Annotated in this window: 16 protein-coding genes and 1 pseudogene (1 of these 17 running past the window's edge); 1 reads left to right on the top strand and 16 read right to left on the bottom strand. The window is 56.5% G+C overall.

Annotated elements, in window-relative coordinates; translation table 11 throughout:
• Positions 1 to 3: 3 nt before the first annotated feature.
• The 4 genes from Q2B33_RS15315 to Q2B33_RS15300 form a co-directional block, all read right to left on the bottom strand.
• On the bottom strand, positions 4 to 540 hold the full coding sequence (locus tag Q2B33_RS15315) for a hypothetical protein (RefSeq protein WP_300822993.1): 537 nt from the start codon (positions 538 to 540) through the stop codon (positions 4 to 6).
• 21 nt (positions 541 to 561) lie between these two features.
• A complete protein-coding gene (locus Q2B33_RS15310) occupies positions 562 to 1470 on the bottom strand; it encodes a sugar ABC transporter permease (protein WP_300570866.1) in 909 nt (302 codons plus the stop codon).
• Between the two features lie 112 nt (positions 1471 to 1582).
• The gene (locus Q2B33_RS15305; protein ID WP_300570869.1) at positions 1583 to 3418 is read right to left on the bottom strand and encodes an extracellular solute-binding protein; all 1836 of its coding nucleotides are present in this window, start codon (positions 3416 to 3418) and stop codon (positions 1583 to 1585) included.
• Positions 3419 to 3508: 90 nt separating this feature from the next.
• A complete protein-coding gene (locus tag Q2B33_RS15300; protein ID WP_300570872.1) occupies positions 3509 to 4498 on the bottom strand; it encodes a nucleoside hydrolase in 990 nt (329 codons plus the stop codon).
• Positions 4499 to 5123: 625 nt separating this feature from the next.
• On the opposite strand from Q2B33_RS15300, the gene Q2B33_RS15295 reads away from it, so the two are divergent.
• Complete coding sequence (locus Q2B33_RS15295; protein WP_300570875.1) at positions 5124 to 5522, top strand: AraC family transcriptional regulator; 399 nt, start codon at positions 5124 to 5126, stop codon at positions 5520 to 5522.
• 58 nt (positions 5523 to 5580) lie between these two features.
• Here the strand turns inward: Q2B33_RS15295 and Q2B33_RS15290 are convergent, their stop codons facing one another.
• From Q2B33_RS15290 to Q2B33_RS15235, 12 genes and pseudogenes are all read right to left on the bottom strand, one after another.
• A complete protein-coding gene (locus Q2B33_RS15290) occupies positions 5581 to 7161 on the bottom strand; it encodes a hypothetical protein (RefSeq protein WP_300783117.1) in 1581 nt (526 codons plus the stop codon).
• A 13-nt stretch (positions 7162 to 7174) separates the two neighbouring features.
• Positions 7175 to 8170 (bottom strand): glycosyltransferase family 2 protein, encoded by a 996-nt coding sequence (locus Q2B33_RS15285; RefSeq protein ID WP_300570881.1) that lies wholly within the window; start codon positions 8168 to 8170, stop codon positions 7175 to 7177.
• A gap of 82 nt (positions 8171 to 8252) precedes the next feature.
• Positions 8253 to 8981 (bottom strand): YebC/PmpR family DNA-binding transcriptional regulator, encoded by a 729-nt coding sequence (locus Q2B33_RS15280; RefSeq protein WP_296472756.1) that lies wholly within the window; start codon positions 8979 to 8981, stop codon positions 8253 to 8255.
• A gap of 67 nt (positions 8982 to 9048) precedes the next feature.
• Complete coding sequence (locus Q2B33_RS15275) at positions 9049 to 10446, bottom strand: hemolysin family protein (protein WP_300570886.1); 1398 nt, start codon at positions 10444 to 10446, stop codon at positions 9049 to 9051.
• 178 nt (positions 10447 to 10624) lie between these two features.
• On the bottom strand, positions 10625 to 10966 hold the full coding sequence (locus tag Q2B33_RS15270; protein ID WP_296466409.1) for a type II toxin-antitoxin system PemK/MazF family toxin: 342 nt from the start codon (positions 10964 to 10966) through the stop codon (positions 10625 to 10627).
• Between the two features lie 297 nt (positions 10967 to 11263).
• Complete coding sequence (locus tag Q2B33_RS15265) at positions 11264 to 12775, bottom strand: NAD(P)H-hydrate dehydratase (protein ID WP_300570891.1); 1512 nt, start codon at positions 12773 to 12775, stop codon at positions 11264 to 11266.
• An 80-nt stretch (positions 12776 to 12855) separates the two neighbouring features.
• Positions 12856 to 13485 (bottom strand): hypothetical protein, encoded by a 630-nt coding sequence (locus Q2B33_RS15260; protein ID WP_300570894.1) that lies wholly within the window; start codon positions 13483 to 13485, stop codon positions 12856 to 12858.
• Between the two features lie 6 nt (positions 13486 to 13491).
• Complete coding sequence (locus Q2B33_RS15255; protein WP_296466417.1) at positions 13492 to 14163, bottom strand: redox-sensing transcriptional repressor Rex; 672 nt, start codon at positions 14161 to 14163, stop codon at positions 13492 to 13494.
• Positions 14164 to 14192: 29 nt separating this feature from the next.
• Positions 14193 to 15524 (bottom strand): glycoside hydrolase family 3 N-terminal domain-containing protein, encoded by a 1332-nt coding sequence (locus tag Q2B33_RS15250; RefSeq protein WP_300570926.1) that lies wholly within the window; start codon positions 15522 to 15524, stop codon positions 14193 to 14195.
• Positions 15525 to 15533: 9 nt separating this feature from the next.
• A complete protein-coding gene (locus Q2B33_RS15245; protein ID WP_300788990.1) occupies positions 15534 to 15779 on the bottom strand; it encodes a hypothetical protein in 246 nt (81 codons plus the stop codon).
• A gap of 5 nt (positions 15780 to 15784) precedes the next feature.
• On the bottom strand, positions 15785 to 17104 hold the full coding sequence (locus Q2B33_RS15240; protein WP_300570928.1) for an aspartate kinase: 1320 nt from the start codon (positions 17102 to 17104) through the stop codon (positions 15785 to 15787).
• Between the two features lie 177 nt (positions 17105 to 17281).
• Positions 17282 to 18167: pseudogene (locus Q2B33_RS15235) on the bottom strand (homoserine dehydrogenase); it runs 378 nt beyond the window's last position.

Raw genomic sequence — 18167 nt, 5'->3', positions numbered from 1 at the left:
GATCTAGGGATTGGCCCCGTCGATTGTAGCAGACTCGTTCAGCTCATAAGTGACATTGCGGAAAAAATTAATCATCAGAATCATGTTCCAGAGGGGCACCGCGCCGGGCAGTATCATGGACCAGAAGGAATCGAACAGGCCATACTGCCGCATCAGCACATAGGCCGGAATCATCCCGCCGGAAAAGAGCATGTTCGCCATGAAGAACCATTTCAGATATTTCCCCGCCGGGAACCGCCTCTGGGGAAGGCACAGGGGATACGCTGTCAGCACCAGGAGCAGCAGGTTCAATGTACATCCCACGGTTACCCGCTTCACAGAGACGAAGAAAGAGGCAAAGAAGGTATCATCTTTCAGAATCCGCCTGTAGGAAGCCAGATTCAGGCCCTTCGGCACCAGCCAGACCCTGCCGCCTTCCACATAAGCCCTGTCGCTGACGGAGCAGATAAGGGTATACCACATGGGATACAGGCATATCAGCGCCATCAATATCAGCACGACTACTATAATAATATGGCTTACCGTCATTTTCTTCTTCATATTCCGAATACCCCTCCTTCCTCAGAAAATCTTGTAATCGGCAAATCTGTCAGCCGCCCAGTAGGCAAATACTGTCAGTACCATGGCTATCGCGCTCTTGAACAGGCCCACTGCCGTACCCACGCCATAGTTCAGGGAAAGGATTCCCTGACGGTACACCCAGGTGTCAATGATGTCCGCCGTGGACATGACAAGCGTATTGTACATATTGAAAATCTGGTCAAAGCCGCCGTTTAAGATGCCTCCCAGGCTCAGCACGCCATTCAGCACGATGATGTACCGGATGCCGGGAAGTGTCACATGGACAGTCTGTCTCCACCTGGTAGCCCCGTCTATCTCCGCTGCCTCATAGAGCCCCGGGTCGATGCCTGTCAATGCCGACAAATAGATGATGGCGCTCCAGCCGAATTCCTTCAGCATCTCCGTGACGATCATCAGGGGCTGGAAGATGGACGGTGTGCCCAGGAAGGAATAGCTCTCTCTGCCGAGGTTCGCCAGTATCTGGTTCATCAGCCCGTCCGTTCCCAGAATCGACCGCAGAATCGTGGCAAATATGACCCAGGATATGAAATGCGGCAGATAGGTGAATGTCTGTATGAATCTCTTCAACTTGGAATTACGCACTTCATTTATCATCAGAGCGAATACAATCGCAAGGAACTGGACTCCCACAATCTTGCCAATGGCCATCACCAATGTATTCTGGATAATCTGCCAGCAGTTGGGCTGCATGAAGAAAATCCTGAAATTGCGGAGCCCCACCCATTTGGAGCCATACCATCCCCTGACCGGGATAAAATCCTGAAAGGCCGCCAGAATGCCCGGCCAGGTCCTTGTATTGAACAGGAATACCAGAACCACTGCGGGCAGGACCATGAGCCAATAGTGCAGCTTGTCCGATATTCTAAGCTTTTTGCGTTTTTTATCCATTTTTCCTCCTGATTTCCCTGAGACACACAACAGAAAGCAAGGGGATGCCGGGCCACAGTTCTCCATGGCTCGGCATCCGGTCAACCCCGCCGGTCAGGCAATGGCCCCTTCGTCATCCGCCAATGATTTCCTGAACCTCTGCCGTAATGGCTTCGCCTCCCTGCTCCAGATAAGATTCCACAAACGCATCGAAATAGTCTGAGATAGACATGCCGTCTGTATTGCCCATGATCATATTTACATATGCCTCATTCTCCAGCGTCCCCAGGAAACTGCCATACAGCTCCATGCCTTCCGTACTGCCCTGGAATACTGTGGTAACAGGTATGGGATCTCCGCTTACCAAGGCGCTGGGCCCCTCCCACCATTGCATGTACTGCTGGTAAGTGGTGGTGGCGTCTATGCCCTCAAAGACAGCCTCCCTGGCATTCCCGCCCGCCTGCAGGGCATCATATACCGCCTTTCCCTTGAAAGCGCCTTCCACGACCCAGTCCAGCGCAACGCCCGCTTCACTCTTGCAGTATTCCTTTACCTGGCTCTCCTCGGTCATTTCACCAGTGCCGACCACCTTATTTAAAATCGTCTCAATGGGCAGCATATAGGCATTCCCCGGAACGCTCTCATTCATGATGTTATAGGCATTGTTGACCTCCACATATCCTTCATAGTTCGGGATATGGCCTGCGGAACACCACATATCATATGCGTATACAAAGGCAGACGGATCTTCGAAATCCTTGCGCACCACGAATATGCTTGTCACCGGATTACCCGCTGCGGAACGAATTTCCCCGCCTTCCTCCTCCGGAAGCATATAAGCGGCCCACTCCGAACTGTTGTTCAGATTGATATTGTTGTTCATGGCGCTCCACGTTCCCCACCAGGGCGAGAACACTATGCCCGCCTTATCGTCTCCAAGCGCCTGATTCAGAGCATCCCCATCCCAGGTAGCAAAGTCTGCGGGAATGATCCCCTGCTCATACCAACTGTTCAGGAGGGTCAGCGCCTCCTTCGCCCCATCCATCAGAGAGCCGTAAATCACAGAGCCGTCCTCTTCTTTCTGCCAGATTCCGGGTGCGGCGCCTCCTACATTCAGGAAGATGTCGCATACATTGCCGTCCCCGCCATAGGATGCGTTGAAGTTTGTCCGGATCGGAATGCCATAAGTATCCTTCTGTCCGTTTCCGTCAGGATCCTCTTCCATGAAAGCTTTGGCAATCACCTCCAAATCCGCCAGGTTCTTTGGGGCCTCCAAATTCAGCTTCTCCATCCAGTCCTTGCGAATCCAAATCAGCGGAGATCCGTCAAACTGTGCATTCACCTGTGGTATTCCGTATATCCGGCCATCCACTTCCAGGATATCAAGGGCCGCACCGCCACCGGCTTCATACATGCTCTGTATGGTGGGATGGTTGCCGCTGCGCAGTTCATCTGTCAAATCGGCAACCAGGCCCGATTTCACCAACATATAATATTGGGTCATGCCGACTTTCATCAAATCCGGAATCTCTCCGCTGGCGATTGCCTGGTTCTGCTTCTGGGAATAGGCGTCTCCGCTGGCCTCCCACATTGCCTTCGGCTTCATGCCGGTCACGGATTCGAAGAGCCAGGTGAACGAATTATTATCCACATCCATCCCCTCAGGCAGCTCGGCGGCTCCTGTATTGACAATCCTCGTAAATTCCATACCGTCGAATCTCTTATTGTAGGGCTGGCTGTAATCCAAATCCGCAGCCACCGGCCACCCGTAGGGCCCGAACGAAAGCCCCGAGAGGTCTGTCGCATCTTCCGCCGTGCTCTCCTCGCTCTCCCCGGTATCCTGTGTGCCCTCCGCTCCCCCGGAACTGCCCTCAACACTGCTCTCAGAAGCAGGGCTGCCGCCGCATCCGGCCAACATTCCGGCCACAAGCACGATTGCCACAAGATTACCCAAAACTTTCCTCTTCATCCTTCTTCCTCCTTCGCTTATATGCTATGTCTGTCAGCAGTCTATTGATAAAACAGCTGAGATTCTGTCCCATCTGCAATATCCTTGTCTTCACCGTACAGCTGCCATCCGGCATGTCTGTCGGGGCGGTGTGATAAGCAGGGCATTGATGTCCTCTATGATATGTTCCTCCGCCAGGGCAAGCTCCAAATAGCAATCCGTTCCCCCTTCATCCAGCCTCCATATCGTTCTGCCCATGTCGTCGAACCGCACATATCCCCGGGCCGATTCCCTGAAATGGCGGCAGCCCTCCACCACTGCGTATTCCACCGTCAGCAAATCCCAGCTATAACGCTCCCCGCTCTCAGAAAGTCCATGCAGCTTATAGGCCAAACGCACAGGATGGTTCTCCGGTGCCAGAACCATAAGGCTTTTGCCGGTCATGATCAGCCCTGCCTCAAAGCCAAGGTAAGCTTTGGGCGTCGGCCAGTTTGCCGCCACGTTCTGCGCCGCCGGGATATCGCAGGCCACATTGAATTCCGCCATATCCTCTATTTTCCCATTGCCAATCCGTTCCGCCCTGTCTGCCACCGCTTTGGAGGAACATCGGAAAGCCCCGGCCATCATCGTCAGCCTTGACACCTTCCTCCTCACCAGCTCTCTGCCATCCAAATCCGAAAATCGATCGGATCCGGAATTCAGCAGATTGGATAGATTGTTCATGGGGCCTATGCCGATGAATTCCACGCTCCCGTCCGGCTGCGCCGCCAGAATGCTGCGGTACATGCCCACTGCTTCCTGCGGCTGCTCTGACTGGTAGCGGTTGGGGAAATGCGTCGTGATGAAGCGGTTGTACCTCATACAGATTTCGTCTGTCAGGAATCCCTCCCCATAATAAGTGCCTATCGCTACGTCCGGCCGCCCATAGTAGCGGTTGATGACATCTATGGTCCCCGCTCCATAGGGATTCGATGTACAGTGCGAAACCCCAAGGATACGACATAAGCCCTGATTGGCATAGATATTCAGCATGGCCAATGCTCCCACATCGTCACAGTCGGGTCCGATATCCGTGTCAATGATTATATTCTTCGTTCCCATAATCTATTTCCCTCTTCTTCAATATTGTAGTGCAATGGAGATATCTCGATTATACAACCACATGCACAGCTAAAATATAGCATGTTGGTTCTGTTTTTATATTAATTGGTTGTATATTGCAACCAATATTTACTTGCAAATTTCATTCCCATAGTATATGATTAACAAAAAGGGGAATGATTTTAGAGTTTTTAACTTCATTTTCACAAAAAGGAAAATATTTTTCCTTTCAACAGATAAAACAGGCTTTCTACATGATGAAAAATAGGAGAAATCTATGAAAAACCTTCAATTAGTAACTGCTATTTCCTGTTCCCATAAAAGCGGACTCCATGTCCCCATGGAACAGCATGCGCAATATGAACTGATTTATTACCGATATGGCAATGGAATTACACAAATCAGTGGTGAGAAACATACCTTTTCATCCAATACGTTCATCCTGATTCCGCCCTATGTGGAACATGACGAACAGCACTATGCTGATTGTGAATTGATTTTTGTACGTATTCAGACAGCAGAAAAACTGCCCACCGGAATATTCGCCGATAAACAGGAAACTATATACCGGATTGTCAAAGATATTTTCCAGGAGACCATCCAGCAGGATATCTCTTACAAGGAAATGATAGAAATCAAACTGAACGAACTGTTCATCACAATACAACGTCTGGACGATACTGGACGGACACGGAAACAGAGCAAAAACTTCGAATATATCATCAATTATATATCCGACAATTATCACAGCAAGATTCTGTTTAAAAATCTTGCCGGACAACTGAATTTCTCATACGACTATTTCCAGCACTATTTCAAGGACATCACAGGCCTCTCCCCTCAGCAGTTTCTGATCCGCAGGCGCATCCAGGCCGCGAAAGTCATGTTGACAGAGGGGAGCGTCAGCTGCACGGACATCGCCTACCGCTGCGGCTTCTCCAATTCAGCGCAGTTTTCCGCCATCTTTAAGCGGGAAACCGGCCTTTCGCCCCAGCAATACCGGAAAACAGCACAGGGCGGATGATGCCCGTCACCCGCCCTTGTATCCTGCACGGCACTCCATATACGCCGAACGCCGCGCCCTAAACATCAAAATCATCCCCCTCCGCCACCGGATAATCGAAGTCGTCATCCTGCGCCCCGGAGGGCAGGGAATAATCCATCACCCGCTTCACATGCTTCTTCGGCAGGGGCAGGGGATTCTCCAGGAACCGTACCTGTCTGTCTGCCTGTGCAGCCTCTTTAGCGGCTTCCGCAGGCTGCCTCTGCCCCGGCTGGCCGGATTCCGCTCTCTCCGGTTCCGGCCCTCCTCGCGCCTGCTCCGGCCCCTGCCCCGCTTCCGCCCCGTCCCTGGCTTCCATCAGGATCTCCCAGTCCGGCTGCTCTGCCGCCGCGGGCTCCTTCCTCTCCTGCGCTGCGGGCTCCGCGTAAAAGCATTGCCCGAACCCCATGCCCGCCAGCAGGACGAGGCTCAGGTACAGGAATAAGAATCCCGGCATCTCATCCGTGAAGATTCCGAAGCAGCCTGCAGCCATGATGCCCCAGGCAGCCAGCACCGCCAGCGAAATCCGCTCCTTCCTTTTGTCGAACCAGAAGCTGAATATGCCAAGAGCCATGATTCCGAACAGTAGGCAGCTCTCCGCCACGGAACCGGACACGCCCACCCCGGCCGGCAGCTGAAATCCCGATGGCCGGTACAGGGAAAGCCATGCCGCGGCCACCCTTGGGACAGCCTTCCCGCTGAAGGCGGCGTCCAGAAGGATGCAGACGCCAAAGCCCAGTATCGCTCCCGCCGCGCACAGCAGAGCCGCCGCGGCTTTCCGCCCCGGTGCCACCACATCCTCCCTGTAGCGGAAAATCCCGCCAAACGCCACCAGCAGCAGCAAGATTCCCAGGATGTCCACATAACAGCACAGCGCCGCAGCAGCGCCCGCAAAAAAGCCTGCAGCCGGATTCAGCCCCCGGGCTTCCCTCTCCTCCCCCGTTTTTCTGTCGCCGTACCCCACTGTCATCAGGGACACGGCCACCGTCAGGAGGAAAAAGTACAGCATATCCGGCGACAATACCAGGCAACTGGCCACCATGTAAGGCGCGCACATGCAAAAGCCCAGCACCACCAGCCCGGCCATGAAGCCCGCCAGCTTCCTGACCACAAGGAACAGAAGGAAGGAGGCGGCGAGCTGCAGCACGATCTGTACCCAGATCCCGGCAGACGCGTAATTGCCCAGCAGACGGAATACGCCGTGCAGGAGCCAGACATAAAAGTAGACGGCACCGTGCACCGACTGGGGGATGCTCTGCCCCTCAGTCACCCTTGCCGCCTCATAGTATGCAGAAGAAGAACAATCCACGCCGCCGGCGCCCTGCAGCCTGAGGAGGAACCCGGCTGCCAGCATCCCCATTGCAAGCAGCGCACCCAGCACTGTGAGATGCACTCCCTTCTCCTCCGCAAAGGACGCACGGCTCACCGCAAACCGGTGCAGCAAAAAAGCCGCCACGCCTGCCACGGCCACAGATGCCGCCATGATGAGGATGCCCGTATAGTCCTCGAGCCCGGCGGCTTTTCCGGCTTCCGTGGCCAGGGCCAGCAGCACCGTTCCGGTCATGATCGTATACAGGAACCATATCAGATAACTAATCGCGTTCTTCTTCCAGCTCATCATTCCCTTTCCGATTCTACCGGTCTTCTCCCCTGGTCGATCCGTCCTGTCCGGAGGGAAGCTCCTCCCCGGACAGAATCTTTTCAATATTGTAGCGGGGCCTCTGCTTTACCTCCATGTATATCTTCCCGATGTACAGGCCCACCATGCCGATGGCCAAGAGCTGCAGTCCTCCCAGGAACCAGACGGAGACGATCAGGGAAGTCCACCCTGGCACCACATGCCCGGAGAAATAAGAGAACAGCGCGTAGATCAGCATGATGACCGATATGAAGATGACGAACAGGCCCAGGCTCAGTATCAGGCTGATCGGCTTCACGCTGAAGGACGAGATGCCGTTGAAGGCCAGCGCCAGCATCTTCTTGAGGGGGTATTTGGATTCCCCTGCCGCCCGCTCCTTGCGGTCATAGTACACGCTGTCCGTCCGGTAGCCGATCAGGGGCATCATCCCCCGCAGGAACAGGTTCGTCTCCTTATATTTGGAGAACTCCTCCACCGCCCGCCGGGACATCAGCCGGAAATCCGCGTGGTTATATACGGTCTTCACCCCCATGAGGTGCATCAGCTTATAGAAAGCCTGTGCGGAGGTGCGCTTGAAGAATGTATCTGTCCTGCGCTCCTTCCTGACTCCGTACACGATATCGTTTCCGGCGTGGAACTTGTCCACCATCTCCTCGATGACATCTACGTCATCCTGCAGGTCCGCATCGATGGAAATGGTCACATCGCTCATATCCTTGGCGGTTATCAGGCCTGCCGTCAGCGCGAACTGATGCCCCACATTTCCGGCAAGCTTCACGCCCCGCACCCTGACAGGATAAGCGGCATGCTCTTCCTCAATCAGCTCCCATGTGCGGTCCCTGCTGCCGTCGTTCACGAAAAGGATGAAGCTGTCCTCTGCAACCTTCCCCTTCTGAACCAAATCCTCCAGTACGTCCCGCAGCGCCTTGGAAGCCAGCTTCAGCACCTCTTCCTCGTTATAGCAGGGAACTACGATAGCCAACCTGTCCATATATATCCCTTTCCTCCGGCCTTCCCGCTCCGGAATGCAGTCTCCTCCGGAGCGTCAAGTTCCTCACGAAGTACCGTTTGTCTTATTCATCCCAGTTATGGTACACCGCCTGCACATCATCGTCATCGTCCAGGAGGTCCAGTATCCTCTGCAGGCTCTTCACCGCGCCCTCGTCCGTCAGCGCCACATAGTTCTGCGGAATCATGGTGACCTCTGCGCTCATCATGGGGATTCCCTGATCCTCCAGGGTCTTCCGCACCTCCTCGAAGCTGTCCGGATCCGTCAGCACCTCGAAGCTGTCCTCCTCCTCATTAAAATCCTCCGCACCAGCATCCAGCGCCGTCATCATCAGGTCGTCCGCTTCCATCTCGCACTCTTCCTTATCGATGATGATCTGGCCCTTCTTGTCGAACATGAAAGAGACGCAGCCGGGCGTGCCGATGTTGCCCTGGCCCTTGGTGAAGGCGCTGCGCACATTGGCAGCCGTGCGGTTCTTATTGTCGGTCAGCGCGTCCACGATGATCGCGATGCCGTTAGGCCCGTAGCCCTCATAGGTGACATACTCGTAGTTCACATTGCCCACGTCCCCGGCGGCCTTCTTGATGCCCCTCTCAATCGTGTCATTGGGCATGTTGTTGGCCTTTGCCTTGGCCACTACGGTGGCGAGCTTGAAATTATTGTTCGGATCCGGGCCGCCCTCCTTCACCGCCACAGCGATCTCCCTGCCGATGATGGTGAAAATCTTGCCTTTCGCGGCATCGTTCTTCTCCTTCTTGTGCTTTATGTTGGCGAATTTTGAATGTCCTGACATATATTCTCTCCTTTTATCCTGATTTTATCTTCTATTTCGGCCTCGTCCCCGGCCATGTACTATCATATCATTTTTCATCGCTTTCTTCAAGCGCTGAATCCTCCTCCGGCAGCCTCCTGACCAGCACGCTCTGAATCATATTCCGCTCCACGCTGAGGATCTTGAAATTGAAGCCTCCGTAATCCACATCGAACTCCTCGTCCGGTTCCGGTATCCTGTCCAGCCTGGAAATCAGGAAGCCGTTAAGCGTGTCGAACTCCTCGTCCTCAAAGGGGATGCCGAATCGTTCCTCCAGCTCCTCCAGGGGCGTCCTTCCGTCGATGACATATTCGTCTTCTCCCTTTTCCTCGATATGCTCCGTGATTTCATCGTACTCGTCCAGGATATTGCCCACGATTTCCTCCAGGATGTCCTCCATGGCCACCAGCCCATCCGTCTGGCCGTATTCGTCCACTACGATGACCATCTGCTGCTTCCCGGCCTGCATCTGCCGGAAGAGCTCATCGATGTTCTTGGTCTGGGGGACGAAGACCGGATCGCGCATCAGATCCTCCAGCTCCTTCAGGGGACGGCTCAGCTTCCCCGCTCCCTTATGGAAGCGCATGGCGTCCTTCAGATGCAGGATCCCGATGATATTGTCGATGTTCTCCTCATAGACCGGATAGCGGCTGTTCTTCCCTTCCATCATGAAGGTGATGGCATCCTCCAGAAGCGTGTCCGCGCTGATGGCGACGATGTTCTTCCTGTGGGTCATGATGTCCTGGGCTTCCTTGTCCCCGAATTCGAAGATATTGGAAATCATCTCCGCCTCGCTGGCCTGGATCAGGCCCTGCTCATGGCCCTCGTTGACCATGTGGATGATTTCCTCCTCTGTGACATCAGACTCGTTCACCTTCCCCTTTATGCCGAACAGGCGCAGTATCCCGCTGGTGGTCAGATTCACCAGCCCGATGAACGGGGAGAGGAGCTTCGTCACGAAGTATATGGGCGTGACGCAGGCATACGCCCACTTTTCCGGTGCCCTGGCCCCCAGCCTCTTGGGCAGCAGGACACCCAGCGTAAGTGTTATGTACAGAAGCAGGAACGCGGACAGCGCCCACGCCGCTGCCACGATGATGCCCGCCGGATTCCCCTCCAGATGCAGCTGCCTCTCCGTCAGGTGCTGCAGACCTCCCGACAGGCTCTTCAGCAACAGTCTCAGATGCACCGTGCCGATGAGGATATTGATCAGCGTCGTAATCAGCTGCACGGTATTTTCATACTCCGCAGGATTGCCGATGATGGCCAGGAGCCTGATCGCCTTTCTGTCCCGGGAACGCCCGCCTTCCCTGTTCTCCTCGGCCCTCCTTTCAATCTCTTTCTCGTTCAGAGATTTCACCGCCGCACCGAATCCGTAGAAGAACATGTCAATCAACAGAAATACTCCGTAAAAGATAATACTGGCAGTAGGTCCACCGTCGTCCATTTTGATCCTTTCCTCCAAAAAAGTTTTTTCTCTGTGGTAAAATATACCATTTATCAGCCGGTTCGTCAAGAACCGGGTTGCGTTCGTCAAGGATTGCTTGCGTTCGTCAAGAACCGGGTTGCGTCCGTCAAGGATTGCTTGCGTCCGTCAAGAATCGTCCCGCATCCGTCGCCCTTCTCTATGTATCCAGCTCCAGGCTGACCATCAGGGCCCTGTCCACTCTCCGCATGATTTCTCCGTCCAGGTGGCATACCTTATCTTTCAGTCGCTTCTTGTCGATCGTGCGCAGCTGCTCCAGCAGGACCACGGAATCCTTATCCATGTCGTACACCGCGGAATTCAGCTCGATATGGGTAGGCAGCTTCGCCTTGTTCATCTTAGAGGTGATCGCGGCGCAGATGACCGTAGGGCTGTGCTTGTTGCCCACGTCATTCTGTACGATCAGCACCGGCCTGATCCCTCCCTGCTCCGAACCGATCACCGGCCTCAAATCCGCATAATATACATCTCCTCGTCTCATTCTTCCTCCAAATCCATCCCCGCCGTCTGCTCTGGCGGGAATCAGCACTTCCTGTATTTGTAGGATAGTATTGCCATATTCTGACGGGCTATTCAGACGATTTGGACGATTCTGCCATTTTCCGTATAAATCATCGTGGCCACCCCTCCCCCTTTATCATATGGGGAAATCCGCGAAAAGTTTCCATCTGTCTCTCAGCATTTTCCCTGTCCGCCTCCGCCGCCTCCCTGCCGCAGCCCACGGGCCGCCGTGGCCGCCGCGCTCCCTGCCGGGAAGAGAAGAGGCCCCCGCTTCTTTTCAGGACAGCTTCCGGCCTTCCCCACCGGTCAGGCAGGCAACGGCTTCCGCCATATCCCCTGCCGTGCAGGCATAGGGGCCGATCCGCGCCGCCACCAGGTCTCCCGCCCTGCCATGGACATACGCGCCCACGGCGGCGGCCTCAAAGCCCTCCATGCCCTGGGCCAGCAGCGCCGCTATGGTTCCGGCCAGCACGTCCCCGCTCCCCGCCGTGGCCATGCCGCTGTTCCCGTTTAAGTTCACGCAGGTTCCGTGCCCCTCCTGACAGAGGAAGGTGCGCGCGTCCTTTGCCGCCACCACCGCCTTCAGCCTTGCCGCCAGAGCGCCGCCCGCGGCAGGCAGATCCCTCTTGCATTCCGGGATGGAGCAGCCCAGGAGCCTGGCCAGCTCCCCCACATGGGGCGTCAGCACAATGGTTCGCCCCTGCCGCCCCTGTTCGGCCAGAAGCGCCTGAAGCTCCGGCTGCTCCGAGAGGAGGTTCAGCCCGTCCGCGTCCACCAGCAGCGGCTTCCCGCCCTGCCGGACCGTCCGCTCCAGGCAGCGCAGCGCCTCCCGGCTTTTCCCAAGCCCAGGCCCCACGGCTGCCACGTCCGCCCATTCCAGCCCTGCTTCCAGGTCGTCGCAGGTCCCCAGAAGCGCCTCCGGCACGGCCTGCTGCAGGATAATCCGGTTCTCAGGCGGGGTGATGACCTTCACCATGCCCGCCCCCGCCCGGTATGCGGCCCGTGCCGCCAGCACCGCGGCTCCTGCCATGTTCACGCTGCCCGCCGCCAGCAATACTTTCCCGAAGGTGGCTTTGTTCCCTCCGCCTTCGCGCTTCGGCAGAAGGGCAGAGACATCCTCGTCATAGGCATACATCCCGGGCTTTCTCCCGAAGAAGCTCCTCCCGGAGATGCCGATGTCCGCGGTCCTCACTTCCCCGGCATATTCGCATCCCGGATACAGCGCCAGCCCTCTCTTGCAGAAGCCAAAGGTCACCGTCAGATCCGCCGCCACGGCGCAGCCCAGGACTTCTCCCGTGTCCGTGTCTATGCCGCTGGGCATGTCGATGGAGAGCCGCCAGCCCGAAAGGCCCCGGAACGCCTCTATGGCCTCCGCGTATGAGCCTTCCACCGCTCTGGACAGCCCCACGCCGAACAGGGCATCCACCAAAACCCCGTACTCCCGCCGCTGTGGCTGCAGGCTGTATTCCACGGGATAGTTCTCCAGAATCCCCATCTGCTGCTTCCACTGCCCGGAAGCCCGCTCCCTGTCCCCTACCGTCCATACCTCCACCCGGTAGCCCTTCTCGCACAAAAGCCTGGCCACCGCCAGCCCGTCGCCGCCATTGTTCCCCATTCCGGCCATGACCAGCACAGGCATCGCCCTGCCTCCCCCGGCGCAGAACTCCTCGATGGCCTCCACCGCCGCCAACGCAGCCCGTTCCATCAGGACGCATGCCGGTATCCCGATCCTTTCTATGGTATTGCTGTCATATTCCCTCATCTCAGACGCCGATACCAGATATCTCATTTCCCATGCACCAAAAACAGACTGTTGCCCCTTCTGCCGCAATCAGTCCGTCCCTTTCCCAAATCTCTTTCTCTGCCGTGTCACATTTCCTGGCCGTCCAGATCATGGTGCATGTCGAAGATATCCACCACCTCGGCCCCGAACACATCGTGCATATAGTTGTAGATGGCATGGTTATGCCGCTCCAGCTCCTGCTTCCTGACCAGGCGCTTCTTCAGTTCTACACGGATTTCCGCCACCCATTCTTCGGTTTCCCGTATCACCGCGCTGTTTTCCGCCATGCTGTCGTAGCAGCAGTCCATGGTGGCCAGCATAAGCTGGAAATTCGCCCGCTCAATCTCCCTGGGCAGATCCAAAAGCTGATCCTGGCAGGCCTCCAGCTTCTCATTGCATTCTTCCACCAGGCGCCTGTTCTGCTCCGATTTCTGAGCATTCTCCGAGTCCTCGCCCTGCTCCTCTTCCCCCATCAGGGACACGATTTCCTCCATCAGGCGCTTCTTCAGCCGCTTGATCTCCTTTACCTCGTTGTTCAGCTTTCCCTGCTGCTTGAGAAGCCCGTTCAGCTCCCCCTCCAGCTGGGCCACATCCTTCCTGGCCTCTTCGTCCAGAAGCTGATACCATTTATTGTCCAGCGTCAGAACCGGTATGCGCTTCCCCTCCAGCGCCTGCACGAAAAGCTCGCGCCGGCTTCCGTCCTCCTCATGCTTCATAGCCCTCTATACACCTCCCAATGTCAGCCTGCCATCCTGACCTTCCTCCATCTGATACCTGCTGATGTTATAAGACAGCTTCATCAGGCTGTCCGACAGATGGACATTCTCCACCTGAATCCGCTCCGGCAGGTTCAAGTCCACATGGGCGAAATTCCAGATGGCCCGGATGTCCGTCTTCGCAAGACGCTCCGCCACGGGCACCGCACTGGTCTTGGGGATGGTCAGCACGGCGATGTCGATGTCGTTCTCCTGGATGAACCGCTCCAGCTCTTCCATGGGCATGACCCTGACCCCCCGCACCTGGCTGCCCACCAGATCCGGATTCTGGTCGAACATTCCCCGGAAGATGAACCCCCGCCTCTCGAAATTGATGTAATTGCCCAGCGCGCGCCCCAGGTTCCCCGCGCCGATGATGACGAACTTATGCTGTCTGTCCAGCCCCAGAATCTTCCCGATCTCATCGTAGAGATACTCCACATTGTAGCCGTAGCCCTGCTGGCCGAAGCCTCCGAAATTGTTGAGATCCTGCCGGATCTGGGAAGCCGTCACCTTCATCAGCGCGCTTAAGTCCTGGGACGATATCCGCTCCACGCCGTCATCCTTAAGCTCTCCCAGATAGCGGAAATATCTGGGCAGGCGTCCGATGACGGCCTGTGAAATTTCCTTTTCTTCCAAGATACTACCCTCCAGCTTTCTGGCCGCTGTCACTGTACCATGTCAGCGTATTTGATGCGGTATATCCGCCGCAGGGAGTCATTGATGCGCTCCTCGTCAATATTACCGCTCCTGACGGCCTCCAGTACGCCCGTGTATGCTTTTTCATAATCCTCCGGCATCAGGAGCATGTCGCAGCCTGCAAGCACAGCCATGATGGAAGCTTCGTCCGCGGCGTAATACTGGGAGATGGCCCCCATATCCAGGGCATCCGTGATAATCACTCCCTGGAAGCCCATCTGCTCCCGCAGGATGCCGGTCACCAGCGTCTGGGAGAAGATGCTGGGCTCATTGTCGCCCGTAAGCGCAGACGCGGCCATATGGCTGACCATCACCATGTCCGCGCCCTCATTGATCCCCGCCTGGAACACGGCCAGCTCCTCCGCCCAGAACTGCTCCGCGGTCCTGTCGGTGGATACCTTTCCGTCATGGGTGTCCTCCGTGGCGCTGCCCATGCCCGGAAAATGCTTCAGGCAGGCTGATACCTTCTGCTCCTGAAGCCCCCGCACCATGGCGTTCACAAAGCTGGACACCACGGACACATCGGAGCCATAGGCCCGCCCTTCCATGATGCTGCCCTCCACATTGGCCAAATCAGCCACCGGCGCGAAGTCAACGTTGAATCCCAGTCCGTACAGCGCAGTCCCCATGGCCGCCCCTGCCTGATAGGCGTTCTCAGGATTCCCGGTCTCCCCGATGGCTCCGGCGCTGTCCGTCTTCGGGCCGATGGAGGAGCCTATTCTGGAGACTGTGCCGCCCTCTTCGTCCACCGCCAGGAACAGGGGATATTTCGCGTACCGGGCCGTATTCTCCAGCATCTCCTTAAGCTGAGCCTCCGACTGTATGTTCTGGTCGAAATAGATGAGCCCTCCTACAGGGTTCGCCTCCAGCGCCTGCCTAGTGCCGTCTCCGGCCTGTACCGCGGTCCCTACCCCTGTAATCGCCTCCGGCCTTACCACGAACAGCCCCGCCACCTTGTCCTCCAGGGGCATCTGCGCGATCCGTTCGTCCACGTATGCGTCCAGCTTCTCCTCCCAGGTAGGCTCCACCACCTCCGGCGTCGGCTCCGGGGTGGGCTCCGGCGTAGGCTCTACGGAAGGGAGGCTCTCCTCCGTGGCCAGCATCTCCTCGATCAGCTCCTGATTGTCCTGCTCTTTCTCCTCCGCCGCCTTTCTGCCGTTCGCCAGGGCGTACACGCCGTATCCGATTCCCGTACCCAGAGCCAGGATCACAAGCAGAAATACCGTATATACCATAATCTGGCTCCTGAGCCTCTTTTTTCTCCTTGCTTCCCGTCTGTCCTGCTGTTCTCTGCTGTCCATCTGCCCCTCTTACAAATATATGTACCCTCTTACAGGTTTTATAAGGTCATACATCAGGAAAGGAAATGAACTTGCGTCCATTTCCTTCGCTTTCTCCCACTTCATCCTCTGTATTTCGTTTCTTTCGCACATAAAAGCCTTCTGCAATTCAATTCTTCTGTACATCAATGGAAGGATGACATCTTTATTATATTGCCTCTCTTCCCATCTGTCAACACATTGCGCAGATTTTCCAGATATTTCTACAAATCTCATAAAATTTATAGATTGGTCAGCACAAAAATATCGTAAATTGCCTTAATGGCCGTCTCGAAATCGTCATTGGCCACGCCGATGATGATGTTCAGCTCCGAGGAGCCCTGGTCGATCATCTTCACGTTCACATTGGCATGGGAGAGCGCGGAAAAAATCCGGCCCGCCGTCCCTCTCGTGGCCTTCATGCCCCGCCCCACTACCGCGATCAGGGCCAGATCCGACTCTATCTCGATGGTATCCGGCTTCGCCGTGCGGTACAGGCTGGCCACCACCTTCTGCTCCTTGTGCATGAATTCGTCCTGATGGACGAAGACCGTCATGGTGTCGATTCCCGAGGGCACATGCTCAAAGGAGATGCCGTTCTCCTCAAAGGTCTGCAGGACCTTCCTGCCGAAGCCGATCTCAGAGTTCATCTTGTCCTTCTCGATATTGATGCTGCAGAAGCCCTTTTTCCCGGCGATGCCGGTGATGACATATTTCGACTTCTGGCAGGTGCTGCCCACGATCCACGTCCCGTTGTCATCCGGGGAGTTGGTGTTGCGGATATTGATGGGGATGTTCTCCTGGCGCACCGGGAAGATGGATTCCTCGTGGAGGACGCCTGCCCCCATGTAGGAGAGCTCCCGCAGCTCCCTGTATGTAATCACATCGATTCCCCTGGCATTCTCGATGATCCTGGGATCCGTCACGAAAAAGCCCGACACATCCGTCCAGTTCTCGTATACGTCCGCCAGGACAGCCTTGGCCACGATGGAGCCGGTGATGTCCGACCCGCCTCTGGAGAAGGTCTTCACCTCCCCGTCCGGCTTCGCGCCGTAGAAGCCGGGGATGACCGCGTACCTGCATGCCCCAAGCCTCTCCGCCAGCACCCTGTTCGTCTCCTCCGCGTTGAAGCTTCCGTTCCCATCGAACCGGATGACCTCCGCCGCGTCCACGAACTCGAAATCCAGATAGGCCGCCATGATGATGCCGTTCAGGTACTCGCCCCGGGACGCCGCATAGTCCCTGCCCGCCTTTGCCTGGAAATTCTTCTCTATGATGCCGAACTCCCCGTCCAGATCCACCGACAGCTCCAGTCCGCTGACAATCTCCCGATACCTGGCCCGGATGGCCTCAAGCGCCTCCCTGAAATCCTTACCGGCCTCCGCCAGCTCATAGCAGGCGTACAGCATATCCGTCACCTTGCTGTCCTTGTCGAAGCGCTTCCCCGGCGCAGAGGGCACCACATATCTCCTCTCCGCATCGCTGCGGACAATGTCTCCCACCTTCCGGAACTGTTCGGCGCTCGCCAGGGAGCTTCCTCCAAATTTTACCACCTTAGACATTCTCTTCCATTCCTCCCTGTCCTTCCTATATCCTCTCGGAATCTCCAGGCCGCATATTACGCGGTTTTCTAAAGCTCCTCTGAGCCGATTCCCCCACTGTTCCAAGTGCTGTCCGACTCAAATGCCGGATTCCGCCTCCAAAGATTCCGAGAGACTATTCCTGTTTCCGCCTCCTGCTCACACAAGGCGTATCCTGTTGAGAACCACGTCCCCAAGCGCAGCGCACTTCGCGAAGAACTCGCTTTCCCTCATGGCCGGGACGAACAGCCCCAGCTCGTCTCCGCCCTGTTCCGGCAGGAAGCTGCATCCCGCAAAGCTTTCCTCCAGACATTTCCGCCCCGAAGCCTTCGCCCGGACGAAGAACCGGTTCTTCGTCTGCGACACATCGACAACATCCGCCTCCTCCGACGACCAGCCGTGCATCACCGTCCTGCCCGGATGCATGGCGCAGTCCATCACGTCCGCAGCAACCGCGCTAGCTGTGGGAAGCTTGCCCGCGCCCTGTCCTCCGAACATGGCATCCCCCAGCATGCTGCAGGTGACCTGTACGCCGTTGAACACATCGTCCACCCTTCCCAGGGGATGCTCCACAGGAAGCATGAAAGGCGCCACCATCGCGCTCACGCTTCCGTCCTCAAAGACCCTGCACCTGGCCAAAAGCTTGATCGTCATGCCCGCCGCCCTGGCGTAGGCGAAATCGGCCGTGGATATCTTCGTGATTCCCTCTGTCATGACCCTGTCCGGGGCCACGTTCTTCCCGGTGAGCATATCCGCCAGTATGGCTATCTTGCGCCCTGCGTCAAGCCCCTCCACATCTGCCTCGGGGTTGCGCTCCGCATAGCCCAGCTCCTGGGCCTGCTTCAGCACCTCCCCGTAGTCCGCCCCTTCCTTTTCCATCTTGGTCAGGATGAAGTTGGTGGTGCCGTTCAGGATGCCTGTCACCGCCTCCACCCTGTCCGCCGCCAGCGCGCTGTTGATGGTACGGATGATCGGGATGCCGCCCGCCACGCTGGCCTCGAACATATAGTTGCAGCGATTGGCCACGGCCAGCTCCAGCAGCTCC

Origin of the sequence: uncultured Acetatifactor sp., assembly GCF_948601915.1 — a bacterium.
Lineage (GTDB): Bacteria > Bacillota > Clostridia > Lachnospirales > Lachnospiraceae > Acetatifactor.
This window is presented reverse-complemented; position numbering and strand designations above follow the sequence as displayed.

What these genes read in the sequence shown, in the direction of transcription:
- Q2B33_RS15265 (WP_300570891.1), bottom strand. Translation starts at nt 12,775, where the DNA reads ATGAGATATCTGGTATCGGCGTCTGAGATGAGGGAATATGACAGCAAT.
- Q2B33_RS15245 (WP_300788990.1), bottom strand. Translation starts at nt 15,779, where the DNA reads ATGAGATTTGTAGAAATATCTGGAAAATCTGCGCAATGTGTTGACAGA.
- Q2B33_RS15280 (WP_296472756.1), bottom strand. Translation starts at nt 8,981, where the DNA reads ATGTCAGGACATTCAAAATTCGCCAACATAAAGCACAAGAAGGAGAAG.
- Q2B33_RS15285 (WP_300570881.1), bottom strand. Translation starts at nt 8,170, where the DNA reads ATGGACAGGTTGGCTATCGTAGTTCCCTGCTATAACGAGGAAGAGGTG.
- Q2B33_RS15305 (WP_300570869.1), bottom strand. Translation starts at nt 3,418, where the DNA reads ATGAAGAGGAAAGTTTTGGGTAATCTTGTGGCAATCGTGCTTGTGGCC.
- Q2B33_RS15290 (WP_300783117.1), bottom strand. Translation starts at nt 7,161, where the DNA reads ATGATGAGCTGGAAGAAGAACGCGATTAGTTATCTGATATGGTTCCTG.
- Q2B33_RS15250 (WP_300570926.1), bottom strand. Translation starts at nt 15,524, where the DNA reads ATGGACAGCAGAGAACAGCAGGACAGACGGGAAGCAAGGAGAAAAAAG.
- Q2B33_RS15270 (WP_296466409.1), bottom strand. Translation starts at nt 10,966, where the DNA reads ATGAGACGAGGAGATGTATATTATGCGGATTTGAGGCCGGTGATCGGT.
- Q2B33_RS15315 (WP_300822993.1), bottom strand. Translation starts at nt 540, where the DNA reads ATGAAGAAGAAAATGACGGTAAGCCATATTATTATAGTAGTCGTGCTG.
- Q2B33_RS15260 (WP_300570894.1), bottom strand. Translation starts at nt 13,485, where the DNA reads ATGAAGCATGAGGAGGACGGAAGCCGGCGCGAGCTTTTCGTGCAGGCG.
- Q2B33_RS15310 (WP_300570866.1), bottom strand. Translation starts at nt 1,470, where the DNA reads ATGGATAAAAAACGCAAAAAGCTTAGAATATCGGACAAGCTGCACTAT.
- Q2B33_RS15275 (WP_300570886.1), bottom strand. Translation starts at nt 10,446, where the DNA reads ATGGACGACGGTGGACCTACTGCCAGTATTATCTTTTACGGAGTATTT.
- Q2B33_RS15240 (WP_300570928.1), bottom strand. Translation starts at nt 17,104, where the DNA reads ATGTCTAAGGTGGTAAAATTTGGAGGAAGCTCCCTGGCGAGCGCCGAA.
- Q2B33_RS15300 (WP_300570872.1), bottom strand. Translation starts at nt 4,498, where the DNA reads ATGGGAACGAAGAATATAATCATTGACACGGATATCGGACCCGACTGT.
- Q2B33_RS15295 (WP_300570875.1), top strand. Translation starts at nt 5,124, where the DNA reads ATGATAGAAATCAAACTGAACGAACTGTTCATCACAATACAACGTCTG.